Origin of the sequence: Psychrobacillus sp. FJAT-21963 (assembly GCF_001420585.1) — a bacterium.
Taxonomy (GTDB): domain Bacteria; phylum Bacillota; class Bacilli; order Bacillales_A; family Planococcaceae; genus Psychrobacillus.
On sequence record NZ_LJIY01000009.1, the window covers coordinates 179,689 to 197,214 of the forward strand.

A 17,526-nucleotide genomic window follows, 5' to 3' on the forward strand; every position below is an offset into this window, starting at 1 on the left:
TTTATTATTTTTTTAAAATATTTTGAATGCTGTACACTAGAAGTAAACAAATAAAATAAGTTAGACTTACGTATAAAATTTATTACATTCATATTTCCATATTCAAATGAATTTGTATAATGGATTTCCCCTATATCATGTTCTTGGTTGTAAAAATTTATTGAATAGAATCTTCTCGACAAGTTTCCTGTATTATTTTTTTCAAAAAAGGAGTAATTTTTTAAGTTGTTTTCAGAACCCATGTTGTTCACTCGAATAACAATTGCACTGTTAGAAAAAAACATAATATTCTCCTCCTTTGACTTAAAAGTTTTATGAAATAGCATAATTATCAACGAAATATTTTTTCAACGCTATTTTATCATCTGTATTGTCTACTAATTCCGATAAATCGCTTTTAATAGTTGAAAGTATTTCATTTAATGATTTTGGCTTTGGTAAATTTTCATTTATCAATCTTACACCTGTCTGTACGGTAGTGGCTTCATAAATAAGCTTCATTATACTATTTTGAATGTCAATGCAGATTTCCCTATTTCTAGCTTCGTTATCGTCAGAATCCCCAAAAATAAAAGCTAGCCGACCTTTTAAATCTATTTTAAAGGTTGCTCCATAATTTACTTGTGTGCCATCTCTATTACTAATAATATTTAATGTTATTTTTAATGTGTGGACTGTATCCCCGTTATGTATTCTTTGAAGAACTTCATTTGAAGACAATAAGTTTGTGCCATTTAGTGTCATTCTTTGGATATCATGAGAGTCAATATTTGTAAAATTTATAGAATCTAGTGTAATCCTATACCCCATACTAGGTAATGTATGAAGGAGTAAATTAATTATGAGTAAAGTAGTAGGTGAAAAGTCAGTGAAGTTCTTGTTTCTAATTGTTAGCGACCTTTTTAAAACATAAATAGGTTTTATTGTGTAACCTTGCATCTCAAAATATTCAAGAATATTTTTGTGACTCCTATCATTGGGAGCTTCAGATGTAATAAATTTTTTATTCTTTAAATCAAATGTAATTTTAATTGTACCAAGAGATTTTCTTCTTCTTTCACCCGTTATATAATCAATAAACTTTTCTTCAAAATCTAACTCACAATAAATTGTCTCATCATTAGCATCGTATTGAACCTCATTTCTCAATTCGTATGTAAAATCATCATACTCAACATTTTGCGAAAATAATCTTCGAATGTTTCTAGCAAATGCATCTTTATGTACTGTAGTTTCAAGTTCACTTATGTAATAAGGATTTTGGGAAGAAAAAGAATGCTCAAGAGTATAATACAACTGCTCCAATATTTCTTCCGAGTTATCTTCATGTTGACCAGTATATGTAACAATATATGCGTAACAACTGTCTTTAGTCATAAAAGATACAATTTCAGCATGTTCGTTAAGAAAATATTCCTCTATAGCTTTTAGACGTTTATTAATATGAAGATTGAACCGCATTTTCTTATTATAATAATCTGTGAATCTTTCAAGATTCATTGTGATTACCCCCTTTGTTTGTAACTGCAGTTACTGCATTATGTTATATCTTACCAAATAATTAGTTGTAAAACTACTAATTTTTGTCTACTGTAATACAAGGGGTACCAGTAATTGCAGATGGTGAATATAACATGTACAATAAAAAAGACTGAAAGGTGCTGGAACACCAATCAGTCAATGCAATAGCAGATTCCCTTCAAGGGTGTCAGCTTATATTAAGGCATAATAACCCATTCCTCGGCTTCTAACTCAAGGATGGGTTATTTTTTATGGTTTATTTAAGGGGATTTAATTTAATTCTGGAAGGTAATTGTGACATTGCCAATACTATCCCATTACAATAAAGAATTTGATAATATATGAATGAGATCAAGGCGATTACAAGAAATTTTATGACTAATACGAAGAACTTTATAATCATGTTTAAGTAATAGATTAGTTTTTAATTTGTCTAGTTGCTGACAATATTCTAAAGTACGATCTTTGTTATGGTATTGCTCAAACTCTTTGTCGTGTTGTGGACCATCGTATTCGACACATAATCTATATTTATGATAATATCCATCACAAAACAATTGGCGGCCAGTAACAGGATTTATTAAAAAATCAAAGGTCTGTTCATAAACACAAGGTTCATTTAAAATTGATTCAATCATTCTTAGATAATAAACAGATGTAGGATTAGTAGTATCTAAGTCAATTGTAATTTTTGCTAATGCATATGCATTCGTTAAACTACCAAATCTTCTTTGATAGACCTCAGATGAGAACTTGGAATCGTTATTAATAATAGCACTACTAATGAAACCATGCTGTTGAAAAACAGAGGATAATTCTTCAAGCAACTCACTCTCAGGAATATTTAAAATGATATTAGGTGTAATATCAGCTTCTATGAATGCTTCGTTCCAAGTATTGAAGATTCGATAAATAACATTTTGAGAATACTTTCCTAAGTTTAAATAAATTGATTTATTAATATGTTTGTTATTCTCTTTAAATACACGTTTTATATCTTCCAAAACTTCTTCTTTAGTATATAAGGGTTCTTTAAATGGTGTACTTTTTTGGCTTGCAGTTAACTTTATACCAGCAGCTTCATAGGCTTTATAAATAGAACGAAAATGATTAATATACATAGTTTCCGACCATTTACCATGCTTATTAATAATAGCTTTTGTCACCTTTTTAAATATACTAAAAAGTCGTTTTAGTTCATCAATTAATTGCTGTTCATTCGGTTTTGTAATTGTTCCTGTAAATTCATCTTTAAATTTAACAATTCCTCCATGGTTTTTAACAGCAAAATATGAATATTTACCATGTTGGATATAAAGTTCTTTAGTTAGTTTTCCATGTTCTTTATAAACTCGTTTTATATCATTACGGAGAGTTTCAACTGTAGTGATTTCTGCTTGTTTAGGTTTTAGATTTCCCAAATATTACCACTCCTTAATCTTATTATGGGACTCCATTTATTACTTAATTCCCTTAATATTGAACTTTTATACTTTTTATTCAGGGGATATAGCAATATTTGAGAAATAGTTGATTTTCCAAATTGCCACTTGGAAATTTAACATTATGGTCTATCTTGAAGCAAAATATACAGGGGTATTTCATTCTCTGTGGTGCAGAACTATTATGTGCTGCATGGATGGCTAACGGGGCAGCTTAGTAGAAGAACAATGAGCTGTAAAGATGGCTAATAAGAGCCTTTGGGCCCTACTTGGTCTTTTGCATTTAAAACAGTTGTTCCACCACACTAACAACTAATCACCCAAAAGCTGCAGGCGGACTTACCCTGCATTCTCTCAATCATAATCCCCCACACAAAGTCGGACCAAATTGTGTGTAGCAAACGTCTCCAAACTCTTATTTCAAGAATTCCCACTTGTTGGGTAAAAGTTACACAACTATTAACAACTATTACACAACAAATGAACAACACTTGCTCAAAAGTTCTCCCCAACATTTTCACATATGATCCATTTTCGACTGTAATATAACGGAATTTCTTAAAAGTTACACAACATATGCACAACATTTACCCAACAATTGTAGAATGCTTATTATAAACTATCCACAAATTATCCCCCACAATTACTCCCCTTTTATTTCAAACGTTTTTTCGGCTCCATCAGGAGCTGTAAATGAAAAGAACATAAAATATGAGTTAGAGTATACATATGCCAAAAATGCACGCTTTATAAACAGATACGGTTAGTCCAGTATCGATATTATTTCTAAATAGTTTCACAATAATACATATTATGGAAATAAAAAGCGGGAAAAACATCAAATTTGTGATAGTTACAACAAAGATTATGGAAAACTGAGCCCGTCAATAATTGATCTTAAAGGGTTTACGAACATATTAATATCTAGTGATTAGCAATACACTAAATATGTGATAGTTGACCAAAGTTAAAGAAAGCCTATCTCCGTGAAGTGCTTGTATTTAGGAAATCCAAAGCAAATAGTGAATTGTGGGCAAAATACCGAAACAAACGCCTAAAACTATGCCAAAAAGGCGACGGAAACACGAAAAACTGAGAATAAAAACAAGAAGTGATAATTTTTTAATCATCGTAAAGGATTACCATTTAAATTAAAGAAAGCATGAGAAATGATTGGATGAATGCATGGATAAAAGAAGAGAAGACCAACTGGAACCATTGCCAAACTCAATAAAATCATTGATACGAATGGGATGGCTAGATTATTTACAACCCAAAAAATTTGCATAAAATCGATACTAGACTCACATGCCAAATAAGTCACAAATTGAGCAAAAATCAAAAAAGCCAACGCCAAATAAATCACAAAATGAGTAGATGATGAGAAAAGAGCCAAAAAATAGTGAATAATCCAGAGTCTTTATTGGAAAGACAGCCCATTTGGAAAACAACCACATCATTCCCCACTTACTCCCCAATAGTGAATAGGCTAATAACCAAGGGAAACGGGCTCCGTCAGGAGCTGATCTCCAAAGCTTTTCCTACTAACTCCTCTACTTTTCCCCAAGAAGAAACAGAGTGAGTGCAGTACCTTGAAGCACTTTTCATTAGGAAACTCAAAGCAAAGCATTGAATTGAGGGAAAAGTACCGAAGCAAATAGCTAAAAACAGCTAAAAAATGTATAGGCAATACGAAAAACATAGACAAAATGGGAGAAGTTGATTGTGTGAATATGTGAGTGACATAGATGAGTAGCTATTATATAGAAGGAAGCCTAAATAAACGCATGAAAATGGATTGGATTAATATATGAGGGTCCATAACTGATGTGGTAAAAAGAGAGTAACGCATGATTTGTGGTCGTTATACCAACAGGTCTGATTCAGAGGAAAAAGTGGAGAAATACAGGAGAAAGTAATAGAAGAAAGAAATAGAGAGCAATAGTGGGTGTATGTTAGGTACGGCGTCTGTTCATGCAAACGAGAAATAGCTGCAAAACGTTTGGGAGAGAATAGGGAAAAATTGAAAAAGAGGGTGGGCAACATGGTTAGGCCGGCAGACCGTATGGAAAACAATTATTAATCCAACTTGGTCTGGGTTTACTTACATAATGAGAAAAAAAGATGAAAAAGTCTGGAAAAGTAGTTTAGTCAAGGGTGAGTGAGAAGTGGGGAGAAGGGGAGCGGAGAAGCGTGCTTAGAGAAGTAATATTTGTCGGGAACACAATAGAAAGAAAAGTGTGGAAAAAGGAGGGTTTTTATTATAAATAAAGAACATTATAAGGATTAGAATTCGAAACAGGGAGATTGAATAAATCATTTTAATAACTGACTTTACCATCAAAAATATAATCTAGGAGTAAAGGAGAATGAAAAATTGAATAATGATATACCATTGAAGAGAGAAAACTATACTCAAGTTGTTAAAAGGGCTATCTTGAAGGTCTGGACGAAAGATATTAAAAGTGATTATAACAAGCATTTGTTGCTTAAAGAAGATACTTTGAAAAACGCTTTCTACTATCATCTTAGAAAAAGATTAGGGGACACTTTTCTTAACAAGAATAACTTAGCTATTTTTACAGAATTCTTTATTGTTGGGGAACGTATAGACTTAGTTGTTGTTGAAATTGATCCATTAAAAGCTAAATCTAATTATCTAGGTGAATGTGTAATTAATATTCTTGCGGTAGTTGAAATGAAGTATAAAGGTGCCAATGTTCAAGATGGTATTTTTCAAGCAGACGTTGATAAAATTATGAATTACCTCATTAATAATGAAAAGGAAACATTATTCTATCTTGCATTTATTAGAGAGGTTTGGTTTCATGAAGATGAAATAGATTACTGGTTAATTCCAGAACAACAGATAGTTGCAAAAGATAGGGTAACGGAATTACTAGCCTATCATAGTATTGAGCAAGAAAAGATGATCTGGCTTGCGATAGAACATTAATAGTTACTTGCTCCCCTTGAGAAAATGTTTTCTAAAGGAGGATGTTTTTACATTAGGCTTTTATTAAAGGAATGCAAATTTTGCCTAAATTAAATTATTAGTAAAGGTTATTGGAACTAGATTTTTTGATAGATTAGTATTAGAACAGGAATTTATGATATATTACAAATATAGATATTTTAAGTAGAGGTGAACCTTATGGCCCAAAAGAATCTATTGCTTTCTTTTCGGAAAAAAATACATCACAATCAATCTCTAGTAAAAGGAAACTATAATCTTGCAGCGGGACTTTGGGAACAGGATAGTTCTTTTACCATAGAGACTTTATGGAATTCGGATCATATGTATGGAACAACACTGATCACAAAAACAAGGGAAGGAATAGACCAATCGGAAGGGAGTAATTGATTTGTTACAACAAAGTTTTTTAATGAATTTTAAAATTAAAGTTAATAAAACAAAAAAATTTACTATACCGATGAATTATAATTTTCTTAAAGGTATTTGGGAAATACAGAAGGGTTCTCCTTTTGTGAATGAAATGATAAATAGTCAACATCATGACTATGGTTCTACTTTAGTAACAGAAACCAGAGAAGGAATCGATCGTTCTGAACGTTCGTAATAAGTTTGAGAGGGATATTAATATGAACCAGAAGAGTATGTTATTAGAGTATAAAAAAACTTGTCAGCCAGCGTCAGGTACAAGAACAGAACTCTACAAGTACGATCTTCATATGGGTTTATGGAAGAATGAAAATAACGAACCCTTGATAAAAAAGTTCTTAAATGGAGGAGTAACTGAAGTTTACGGTACAACTATTGAGACACGTACAAGAGAAGGTGTGGACCGTTCCGAGAGTTCAAATGATGCGAATGTTATTATACTTCAATCAGTTGTTACTTATACAAGGGAATCAATTGATAGGAGTGAAACGTCAAAATGATAATTGAACCAAAAGTGTTGTTTGTTACTAATAAAGATGATTTTGCATGTGACTATTTAATCTACAAATTTTTGGACAAGCAGGTGCCATATTTGCGATTAAACTCTGAAGACATTACTGATGTAAGTATTTCCTATCAGCCAGAACATGTTGAGATACGTCATGAAACGCTAAGATTTAACTTATCACAAGTAAAATCAGTATACTTTCGGAGGGCACCAACAATATTTCCACCTGCTGTTAATGAAATGGATACTCAATTTATAAACCGAGAGAGAAGGGAATTTTTTGAGGGTTTATATTGTTCTCTTAATGCCAAATGGATAAATCCTATTTTTGCTACTTATCAAGCTGAACGGAAATTGCTACAATTAAATGTTGCTGAGAAATTAGGCTTAGATATTCCTAAAACAATTGTATCAAATGACCCTTTAATTATTTTGGATTTTGTAGAAGGCAAGGATTGTATAATTAAACCTATATCACATGGATTACAAGTTACAGATACAGATGTTTATTCTATATATACTTCAGAACTCAAATCGCTTGAATCATTACGAACTGACATGTTAATGGAAGCTCCTGTGCTTATCCAAGAAAAAATTCCCAATTATCGAGATATTCGAGTTACAGTGGTTGGTACCCATGTGTTTGCAGTTGAAATTGAAAAAAATGATACTGATAATGTGGACTGGCGTGTTCCTGATATTGTTAAAGGGTATAGAAAACATGAATTGCCCGAAAAAATTATCAGCCAAATTCATTCTCTTCACAATGCACTAAACTTAACCTATTCCGCCGTTGATTTTATTTTAACTCCGGAAGGCAAGTATGTTTTTCTGGAAACTAATCCTGCAGGAGAATGGGTCTGGATAGAAAAGGAATTGAACTTGAATATAAGTGATGCAATTATTCAAGAACTATTAAATTAAGTGAGGTTTGGAAATGCAACAGTGGCAAGATAAATACTTGGCTCCCCAAGTGGGTAAAAAAAAATTTTCCTTTAAAAAAGTTAAACATATAATTGTGGATTTTTTTGTATTATTAATTCATTCGTTGAGCCCTCATGAATTTCCTAAAGAGCCACCAGAAAAACTTCCGAAAATCAAATCAAAAAACTATAATGAAATATATAACATATGTAAAGACATGTATAGTAGTTCAAACGAACGAATTGATAGCCTTGAAGATAAAGCGATTAAGTTAGTATCATTTATCACCATCTTATTTACTTTAATTTCCTTTGCTTTTTTAAATATTGCCTCCATAGGTGTTAAGTATATATTACTTGCCTCCATGGTACTGCTATTGCTGGCAATACTTATTTCTTTTAGGTGTGTAAATATAAAGTCAAGGCAATCAATGTTTCTTCCTTCAATTTATGATTTCGAAAGTTTTGAACAGCCTGTTGAAAATTTTAAACTCAACAACTTTTCCGAGAAAATGCTGCAAGCAGCTGTATTTAATCAAAATGTTGCTGATAATACAGCTGATATTCTCAAATCAACAAGAAATCTATTATTTTTGTCTATCTGTTCAATTGTAATTGCATTCTTAATTGGAGCATTTTCATATAAAAGCCAAACAAAGATGACAGTTGTAAAAATCGAAAATCCCGTATCCGTGAGTCTGCTTGAACAAGAAATTATTGAATCTAATAAAACTTTAGAATCAATCAGTAACAGTTTAATTAATATTAATGATCTAAATCAATCTAAAATTCATGAATTATCACAACAAATAAAGGAATCAGAAAAAAGATATAGCGAAATTGCATCCAAAATAAGCGAAATGGAAAAAAAAATAGATACAACAAGTACAGAAGATTAGGAATTTTGTTTTTGATTTCTGATAATAATAAAGAAAAACTAAATGAGAGAATATAATAAAAGAATACATATTAATCAAACTTTTTTAGGTATTAAAGAAGAAGACTTAAAAAATTATAATCCACATTATTAAACTAAAGCAGCAGGTTTGTTGAAGAAGGAAATGCTATTTCAAACATGCTACCACAAAACCCCAGACGACACGCTCTGGGGTTTTTATTTATTCATTCATGAGATAAGATAATGGGGCATATATAAGATAATTAATTAGAGTACTAGGTGGTAAAAAATATAAAAGGGCATCAGATGCTATTTCAATTTCATCTCCACAACCTTTAACTATATCAAATGTTTTACTAATGCCTGACATATAAACTGGATCCATATAAAATGTGTTTTTGTGTATGAGAATTCTCTCTTTTATATATCTCAACAGGTCGGTTTTTAATCTGGTCTTATTCGTATCTCCATACCTACTTATCACTTCATCCACAAATTCATTAATGGTAATCCAATTCTCGTCTCTCATAATTTTCCTTTTATTAAAACAGTAATTGAGCAGGAACGTTCAAATTAAGAGCGTTCCTTTTTAAATATTATAATCATAGTTTTTTTTGTGCCATGGCATAATATTGCTCCTAAAATCTATGATATCGTAAGAACTAGCGTCCCAATTTCTCCTCTTCGCCGACTTGTAGCTTCTCCCCCGGCTACCGCTATCATATATCGATATTAAAAATGGTCAACCAGAAATATCCGCCTGACCTTATTATATGATTGGGGCTTTACTTCAAGAAAGGAGTAAAGCTTATTTCCTTATTAAGTTAACGTAGCAGGATTGCTGAACAAGAATGAAGAAATAATAAAAGATGGATTAGAAAATATTATTGGTGTTTTTGGAGTAGGAGTAGAAATTGGTTACATTCTGAGAAAAACTTTAAAATAAGAAATGAAAGCAGGCATTAATCTAACATTTATTGAATATAGTTCACAAAAGGAGTGGACAATGGATACTATTTGGCAAATAAATTCTTATCTTCAGAACTACATTGATGAAAGATATCTGGATATTTGTGGTGAGATACTTTCTAAGAAATTAAAGAACCATCCAAATCTTCCTTATAGATCGAATGGGATAACTTGCAATAATATTTTTGAAGAACTAGTTTTTGTAACTTTATATGAAAGTAATTTATTTGCGGAGTTGCAAAAGAACATTAGTTTTGAAATTTATGACCTTTTGAATAATCTACCACAAAATGAAGTTAAGTTATTGCTTTTAAAGGATGTTGATCCTTTAGGACCTTTAGAAAAGAGGGGGATTGAATTTATCGCAGCAGAAATGCTTACTGTTATTAACAATAAATTAGTTGATTATTTTTCCGATTTATCTGATGAGAAATATGCACTTTTTACCAAAAAAGTAATAGGGGATATAAAGGACTTTACCTTTAATAGTTCTGTTGCAGGTGATTATAATACTAGTAACTATTGGGAAGAGTATTGTGTCATTCTACAGGAAGGATATGATATTCTTTATGAGTTATGCTATGGTGACATTTATAGTCACATAGAATTTAAACTTGAAAAATCAAGTAATCCCGATCTAACAATACTTTACTCTGGTACAGATGAGATATATGTAGAAGATTACAACAATCCTTTTAGCCCAATTGATATTTCAATAATTTCAGAGAAACTTTATGAATCTGTAAAATTAGAGGCTTCCTATGAAGATATCAGTCATTGTCTTTACTCTGATGAAGATGAGAATTGAAAATTGTTTGGAATATCATTAGAAAGTACAATTGATAATTATAATATTTTTAGTTAAGGTAACAAAATATTATAGTGGATAATATCCAACCTATGAAACCGTTAAATCATAAAGAGCGGTTCAGATATTGAATGAAACGTTAAAGGGTCTTAAATGGAAAAAGAATATAGCAACAAAACTGATAATGTATAGATCGTTTTGGGACGAGGAGATTTACATGAGTATTAGGCAAGAAATGATCTCAATGGAGTAAAAATGATAAAACCTACAGTCGAATAAATCCCAAAAATGAAAGCCAGCCCCGAACAGTTTACAGAAAGCTAAAATAAAACGCCCCTCCTAGGAGCGTTTTTTAGCTTTTATGCATTTAGCATATTTATGCTAGCTATTGAACTTGTGAATCTAGATGTTAATCCGATTATGATCTCAGTAGCTAATTCAATTTTGTACATCAATACAGAACCTGTTATTAAATTTGGTCTTTTTTATTTACGATTGAAATGTTCTTAAGTGTCTAAAGACTATTTTCGTTAACATACTTGATGAGATATTTAGTTAATAATTAAACTGCAGATTTAATATAAAATTGTTAAATTAATAAAGTGGAGTAAGAATTTGGTGTATATGAAGGGCAGATCACTCCATTAATATGAATAAAATCAATGTTTCATTAATGTATTGTTTACTAATTAGCTATGTTGCTATCAAGAAATTGGAGGTAAAGGAATGACTAAAGAAGAAGAAATTATGGATTTTCTACATCAAAAGGTTTTTGACCCTGTACTTCAATCAAAAACCGCATCGGAGTCAGTAAAAAAAGGAATTCGGTATACCGTAATAAGGTTAAATGAAAGAAATGCTGAAGCAATGATTAAGTATTTTTGGTCTGCTATTGTGGGTACAGAGAAAAGTACAAAGTTTGCCAAGTTAATGAAAGAGCAAGGATTTAATAGATTTGAAGAAGTCATCGATGAATTTAGAGACCGTTTTGATAATAACTGGATAAATAAATAGCAGAAAAAGAAAAGATAAATATTTGGAAGGAACGGAAAAAATGGAAAATCAACAATTGAAAAATTTATTATATGAAATTAATGATTACCATTATAAAACATTAGATAAGTTTAGCTTATATTTATGTCATGAGTTTGAAAAATCAAATAATATTACATCTAAAGTAATTCAAGCAATTGTAGATTTATACCATGCAGCAAGTATAAATCTTTCTGAAACAATTATTGATAAGGATAATAAGATTAAAGGCCAATTTAAATCTTCATACCATCCCGCAGTAACGGCAGATTTCGAGTATCTTATTGCCAGATTTCTTTATCACATTGGAAATATGTATGAAAAAGGATGGAGTGTTGATTTACGAAAGCAGGTCAAAAATGCTGCACCGGACATAAGAATTTCAAAGAATGGTGAAACATTGTGGATATTAGAATTAAAAGTAAGCATGAGCTGGTCAAAATCCTTTGTTAGCCCTACCTTTTATGATAAAGCTAAAGAAGACTTTGTGAATAGAAAAAAAGACTGGGATCCAGATATATTTAATCAAAAACAGTCTAATACATTAGATAAATATTCAGCTGTTTTTAATATTCCTAAAGAAAAAATCTATTTTGTAACTCCTTCTTTAGCGACTATACATGATAGAAATCCAAAGTTGACAATTGATAAATATCGTAGTCACTTCAAGAAGGTATCAGGATTACCTAGTGACAACTTTGTAGTATTTAATGAAAACTTATTTCAAAAATTAAACGTTTCAGAAGAAGCGGATCTGCCATTTATTGCAACTAATAATTTGGAAGAAATGTTGATGAAGTTTATTGAAAATTAAAAAAATAAACGGATTTTCTTCTTTTGATATGTCACGGTGAACCGTATCAGATGAATTTTACTATTTCTTTTTATCCCGAATTAAAAGTGAAAAATAAGAAAGAACTTTGTCCCCACAACTTATTTTTAATACTCGTAGTCAAAAACGTAGTCAAACATTTTTAATAGCAACTATAAACACTTGAAAATACTGGTATTATAGCCTTTCATGGGATGGTTGGTTCGACTCCCGCCGTCTCCATACAGTGAAATGTACTGAATTTCATGGAGTGCCATAAATGTTGATATATCAACATTTATGGCACTTTTTTTATGCCTTTGAGTTGTCCTGAATTGGATTGAATCCTTATTAGAAATGGAAAACCATGTGATAACAGGTAGTCATAAAATGTCGGATACAGTAATAGCACAGTTCTATGTAGCTATTACTAGAAGTAAGAATAATGTTACTATATTGTCAGAAAAGAAGTAGGATTACTTTAAACGGTTAACCAATTGGGAATACGGTGTTATTAAGGTTTAAAACAGGATTAATGTAAAGAGTTAGAATAAAGGAAGTAAAAATAATTTTCAAACCTCAAGATTTATGTTTCATATTAAATTGGTTTATGCTTTTTTTTTACATTAGTAACTAACACTGTTTATTTAGATGTGGAAGTTTTAATCATTGACCAATAATTAAATGGATGTGTTAAGATTTTATTCAAAAAACTTAAACCGCACATAATAATAATTATATGCGGTAGAATGGAAGTATAGTTGGCCGTCTGCTAATCGAGAATTAGGATGTTTAATGCATTAAATTTAAATTANTTATTATTTAATAACCATACATAATTATGCCTATGGGCAAACTCAGAGGTGGGAAATGTCAAAAGAAAACGCAAGATTGATGATTTCAGATATTGATATTGATATCGAAGATTCATTCGACTTTGACGAGTTAGAAAATAAATTGCAAAGCGAGTTGGATCTTCAACTTTCACATTTAGATGTTTTAAAGGTTGAAAGGGAAAAAATTGGTAGTACAGAAAATTTAGGAAATACAATAATGAATGTGGTTTGGGAGCAATTTACTAATCAGATTGCTGCTAAAGCGGGAGAAGATTTTATAAAAGAAAACAAAGACCTTAGGTTGGATTTGAGAAAAGAAGCTCATATTCAGACCACTGAAAACTTTGAAAAAGGTAAAATAGCAAAACATAATACCTATATAAACTATCAGGAACGGTACGACAATACTCAAGATAGCTTTGAAAAGAATGAGAATGGGGAAATTAAAACAAGATTTGATGATAGAACCGGAACATATAAAAAGGTATTGCGACAAGATAAAAAGGATGAAAATAAAAAGATAGTTAGACATGGTGTACGACATGAGTTTGATCAAGGGAGAGATAAAGGTTCAACTAGTGTACACAAAGACCATACTGTTTCAGTAGGGGAAATTATTAGGGATTCAGAAGCAAATGCTCATTTAAGTAGAGAAGAACAAATAGCTTTCGCCAACAGTGATAAAAACCTCAATGACTTAGATGGAATCGCTAATATTTCGAAAAATGATAGTAGCATGAATGATTGGTTGTACAGTGAACGTGATGGCAAAAAGCCCGCTGAACGATTTAATATCAGTGAAGACGAGTTAAGAGAACAAGACCGAATAGCCCGTGAAGAATACGAGAAAAAAAAGCAAGAAGGAATTCGAAAGTCTATAGAGACAGGAAAGCAATCACGTAAGGAAGAAGCTTTCAGAATAACAGGAAAGGCACTTCGTACAGCTGTTATGCTAATGTTTACTGAATTAATTAAAGAAGTAATTTTCAAACTGATTAAATGGTTGAAATCTTCTCAGAAAAGTTTGAATACACTACTTGATCATATTAAAGAAGCGATTAGTTCATTTATAAGTAAATTGAAAACACATTTGAAGAATGCTGGGAATTCAATTCTGACGACTATTTTTACTGCGATATATGGACCAATAGTAGCAACGATTAAAAAAGTATGGACTTTATTGAAACAAGGATGGAAATCGATTAAAGAGGCCATTAACTACCTTAACAATCCCGAAAACAAAGACAAGCCTTTTGGTATCCGTTTACTTGAAACAGGAAAAATTGTCATGGCTGGATTAAGTGCTGTTAGTGCAATATTACTTGGGGAAGCAATTGAAAAAGGTTTAATGACAATTCCGTTTCTTGCAGTGGAAATCCCATTATTAGGGAGTTTAGCGAATTTGATCGGATTGTTTGCAGGTGGTTTAACAGCAGGGATTATTGGTGCAATAGCAATAAACTTGATAGATAAAGTGATAGAAAAAAAACAGATTACTCATAATGTAGGACAACAAGTCGAAAAAGGGAATGAAGTTTTGAATACGCAATCCCAATTAATAGATTTGAACAGTGAAAAACTAGTAAATACGAAGAAAAAGGTGTCTCATTCCATAATTGAAAGACATGAGTTGGCTAAAGTAGAAATGAATCAATCGCTAAAATCAATATTTGGAGAAGATATAACAAATTCAAAAGACAACAAGGATTCATTTGATGAGATGGAGCTAATGATCAAAGAGCTTTTGGAATAAATTTTACACTCTATGAGTGATGATACGGAGATTAATAATGATGATGAATTTGATATTATGTCCAATGAACTTAAAATCTTATCGAAGTAGAGGGTTAATATGAACGAACTAGTTATTCAAACACATAATTTTCAAAAAGCCAAAAATCAGTTAAAACAATTTTCTATGACGAAAGCAGAAGAATTAGCTTTAAAAAAAGTTGACGTTGATGGGGGATTGTTTAATTGGTTTGATCATAAGGTAACAGGTCAAGAATTAAATGTTTTAACAAATCAGGTACAGGATTATCTAATCAAATTCAATACTCTAAATACAAAGTTTATTAAAGAATTTGGAGAAGTTTATAATGCGTTGGAAGCATTAGATAAAGAATACATACAAGCAATACTAATTTCCATTAAGGCTGCTGAAAAAGCAAGTAAAGAAGCGAAAGATGCTCAAAAAGATATCAATAAAACTATAGAAATGCAAAAACAAACAATATTAGTCTTAAAGAATTTTAAGGACAAGTTGGATAAATATGAGCATCTTGAAAATGTTGATGAAGTGTGGAAAGATACACAAAAATCTGTAAAAAAGCTAAAGTCAATAAATACAGAATTTGATAGCATAAAACAAAACGTTGAAAATCAAGCTAATACGATATTTTACTTGAATCAATTTAATGAAGAGTTGAGCAGGTACAACCATCTTAGAGATATTGATCAATTATGGGAAGATGCTCAAACTTTCAGTAAAAATATTAAATTGATTAATACGCAAATTGAAGCTATTAATAATTCAATCAAAATTCAAGGTCACGAAGTGGATACCTTAAATCAATTTAAGGATGAGATAAACAAGTACAACCATCTTGGTGATATTGATCAATTATGGGAAGATGCTCAAACTTTCAGTAAAAATATTAAATCGATTAATATGCAAATTGAAGCTATTAATAATTCAATCAAAATTCAAAGTCACGAAGTGGATACCTTAAATCAATTTAAGGATGAGATAAACAAGTACAACCATCTTGGTGATATAGATCAATTGTGGGAGGATTCTCATAAATCTAAGGTAGAAGTTAAATCACTTTACGAAAAAGTGGAAGGTCTTGAAAATCATTTGTATGTAGCGAAGCAACAAATGAATGAAGATAAGGTGAATTACGAGAGCCAGATTAATACTCTGTTTAAGAAAACGAAAATTGCTTATGCCTTAGCTGGAGGTTCTATAGGTATTGCATTAATTCTAATTATGGTGAATATATTGGGGATTCTGTAATGGGAAATAAATACAAAAATGATTTTTTAGATTTAGCTTCGAAATTAGATGCATTGGTGGGGGAGCATGGAGAAATAACGAAGCATGCAATAGCAATTGCGGATAATCAAGATCGAATAGCGACAATTACCTTACTTAAAAAGATATCCGATGTAGTTGATTTGAAAAACCAAACCTCAGAAGTTAAATTGTTGGCAAAAGCATTAAAGGATAGCTTAATTAAATATTATGGTTATATTACAGTCGTAGATATTTGTAATAAAGAATTAATAGTCGAAGACAATCGGACTTTGCCTGAATTGCTATCTGATTTAAATGAATTAATTGGTTTAAGTAATGTAAAAGCAAAAGTAAATGATCTTATCGCTTATCAAAAGGTACAGCAATTGCGTAAAATTAAAGGATTACCATCTACTAAAAACACCCTTCACCTTGCCTTTATGGGAAAACCCGGAACAGGGAAAACTACTGTGGCCAGAATTGTAGGAAGAATTTATAAACAGATAGGATTACTCTCGAAGGGACATTTCATCGAGGTTTCTAGAACGGATTTGATAGCGGGTTATCAAGGTCAGACAGCTCTGAAAGTGAAGAAGGTTATTGAAAAGGCAAAAGGCGGTGTGTTGTTTATTGATGAGGCCTACAGTATAACCGAAAATGACCATAGCGATTCTTATGGTCGAGAGTGCTTGACTGAACTGACAAAAGCGTTAGAAGATTATCGTGAAGATTTGGTTGTGATTGTAGCTGGCTATACAGACCCAATGAATAAATTTTTTAATTCGAATCAAGGGCTTAAATCTCGCTTTAACACATTTATCGAGTTCGAAGATTATACAGCAGATGAATTAGAAGAAATTTTATTGATGATGTGTAATAGCAATGAATATGTTTTAAATGAAGAAGTTAAAAAGAAAATTAATATGGCATTAAAAGAATTAGTAGAAAAGAAAGATGAGAATTTTGCCAATGGTCGCTTGGTTCGAAATATTTACGATGAGCTGATTATGAACCATGCTAAAAGAGTCGTGGATATTGAAAACCCAAGTAGAGAAGAGTTGTCACTTATAATTGCTAGTGATTTTAGGAATAAGGAAATTGAGGATATGGAAGCATTCTAATGAGAAAAAGACAATGGTAAGAATGATTTACCATTGTCTTTTAGACTTTTAAAAAATTATATTGAAGCTTATCGTAAATATATGAATATCTGTTGTTTAATAAAAGAGCGTGATGTCAGTATCTCAATACCTGTGTGAGTTTACCAGTTAAACAACAATATTGATTATTTAGTAAGAACAATTAATCATTTGCATGTAGAAAACAAAGAACTAGTTCCAGTGTTTTTGGATATGA

General features: G+C 31.2%; 17 protein-coding genes. 12 read left to right on the plus strand and 5 right to left on the minus strand.

What is annotated here, in order from left to right:
* The 4 genes from AN959_RS21575 to AN959_RS21155 all read right to left on the minus strand — a co-directional run.
* Window positions 1-284: hypothetical protein (locus tag AN959_RS21575; protein ID WP_056832664.1), on the minus strand; the 284-nt coding region annotated here is incomplete at its 3' end.
* A gap of 28 nt (window positions 285-312) precedes the next feature.
* Window positions 313-1,500 (minus strand): hypothetical protein, encoded by a 1,188-nt coding sequence (locus AN959_RS17495; RefSeq protein WP_056832666.1) that lies wholly within the window; start codon window positions 1,498-1,500, stop codon window positions 313-315.
* 338 nt (window positions 1,501-1,838) lie between these two features.
* A complete protein-coding gene (locus AN959_RS17500) occupies window positions 1,839-2,942 on the minus strand; it encodes a homing endonuclease associated repeat-containing protein (protein ID WP_056832668.1) in 1,104 nt (367 codons plus the stop codon).
* A gap of 1,147 nt (window positions 2,943-4,089) precedes the next feature.
* Window positions 4,090-4,305: a hypothetical protein gene (locus AN959_RS21155; protein WP_156350826.1), complete on the minus strand. Its 216-nt coding sequence runs from the start codon at window positions 4,303-4,305 to the stop codon at window positions 4,090-4,092.
* A gap of 1,035 nt (window positions 4,306-5,340) precedes the next feature.
* On the opposite strand from AN959_RS21155, the gene AN959_RS17505 reads away from it, so the two are divergent.
* From AN959_RS17505 to AN959_RS17530, 6 genes are all read left to right on the plus strand, one after another.
* The gene (locus AN959_RS17505) at window positions 5,341-5,919 is read left to right on the plus strand and encodes a hypothetical protein (RefSeq protein WP_253278942.1); all 579 of its coding nucleotides are present in this window, start codon (window positions 5,341-5,343) and stop codon (window positions 5,917-5,919) included.
* A gap of 198 nt (window positions 5,920-6,117) precedes the next feature.
* The gene (locus AN959_RS17510) at window positions 6,118-6,327 is read left to right on the plus strand and encodes a hypothetical protein (RefSeq protein WP_056832670.1); all 210 of its coding nucleotides are present in this window, start codon (window positions 6,118-6,120) and stop codon (window positions 6,325-6,327) included.
* A 1-nt stretch (window position 6,328) separates the two neighbouring features.
* Window positions 6,329-6,544 (plus strand): hypothetical protein, encoded by a 216-nt coding sequence (locus AN959_RS17515; protein WP_056832672.1) that lies wholly within the window; start codon window positions 6,329-6,331, stop codon window positions 6,542-6,544.
* Between the two features lie 22 nt (window positions 6,545-6,566).
* Window positions 6,567-6,866, plus strand: coding sequence for a hypothetical protein (locus AN959_RS17520; protein ID WP_056832674.1), 300 nt, complete (start codon window positions 6,567-6,569; stop codon window positions 6,864-6,866).
* Window positions 6,863-7,798 carry an MvdC/MvdD family ATP grasp protein gene (locus AN959_RS17525; RefSeq protein ID WP_056832675.1) on the plus strand — a complete coding sequence of 312 codons (936 nt, stop codon included), beginning with the start codon at window positions 6,863-6,865 and terminating at the stop codon, window positions 7,796-7,798. Before AN959_RS17520 ends, AN959_RS17525 begins: the two co-directional genes overlap by 4 nt.
* A gap of 13 nt (window positions 7,799-7,811) precedes the next feature.
* The gene (locus AN959_RS17530; protein WP_056832678.1) at window positions 7,812-8,696 is read left to right on the plus strand and encodes a hypothetical protein; all 885 of its coding nucleotides are present in this window, start codon (window positions 7,812-7,814) and stop codon (window positions 8,694-8,696) included.
* Window positions 8,697-8,915: 219 nt separating this feature from the next.
* On the opposite strand, the gene AN959_RS17535 is transcribed toward AN959_RS17530, so the two are convergent.
* Window positions 8,916-9,224, minus strand: coding sequence for a hypothetical protein (locus tag AN959_RS17535; protein WP_056832679.1), 309 nt, complete (start codon window positions 9,222-9,224; stop codon window positions 8,916-8,918).
* Between the two features lie 477 nt (window positions 9,225-9,701).
* Here AN959_RS17535 and AN959_RS17540 point away from each other — a divergent pair, with 477 nt between their 5' ends.
* The 6 genes from AN959_RS17540 (at window position 9,702) to AN959_RS17565 (ending at window position 17,291) form a co-directional block, all read left to right on the plus strand.
* The gene (locus AN959_RS17540; RefSeq protein WP_056832682.1) at window positions 9,702-10,472 is read left to right on the plus strand and encodes a hypothetical protein; all 771 of its coding nucleotides are present in this window, start codon (window positions 9,702-9,704) and stop codon (window positions 10,470-10,472) included.
* Window positions 10,473-11,198: 726 nt separating this feature from the next.
* Window positions 11,199-11,486: a hypothetical protein gene (locus AN959_RS17545; protein WP_056832684.1), complete on the plus strand. Its 288-nt coding sequence runs from the start codon at window positions 11,199-11,201 to the stop codon at window positions 11,484-11,486.
* 40 nt (window positions 11,487-11,526) lie between these two features.
* Entirely contained in the window at window positions 11,527-12,318 is a 792-nt protein-coding gene (locus tag AN959_RS17550; protein ID WP_156350827.1) for a hypothetical protein, read from the plus strand.
* Window positions 12,319-13,185: 867 nt separating this feature from the next.
* The gene (locus tag AN959_RS17555) at window positions 13,186-14,904 is read left to right on the plus strand and encodes a hypothetical protein (protein WP_056832688.1); all 1,719 of its coding nucleotides are present in this window, start codon (window positions 13,186-13,188) and stop codon (window positions 14,902-14,904) included.
* A 99-nt stretch (window positions 14,905-15,003) separates the two neighbouring features.
* Window positions 15,004-16,170: a hypothetical protein gene (locus tag AN959_RS17560; RefSeq protein ID WP_056832690.1), complete on the plus strand. Its 1,167-nt coding sequence runs from the start codon at window positions 15,004-15,006 to the stop codon at window positions 16,168-16,170.
* Entirely contained in the window at window positions 16,170-17,291 is a 1,122-nt protein-coding gene (locus AN959_RS17565) for an AAA family ATPase (RefSeq protein WP_056832692.1), read from the plus strand. Before AN959_RS17560 ends, AN959_RS17565 begins: the two co-directional genes overlap by 1 nt.
* Window positions 17,292-17,526 lie beyond the last annotated feature (235 nt).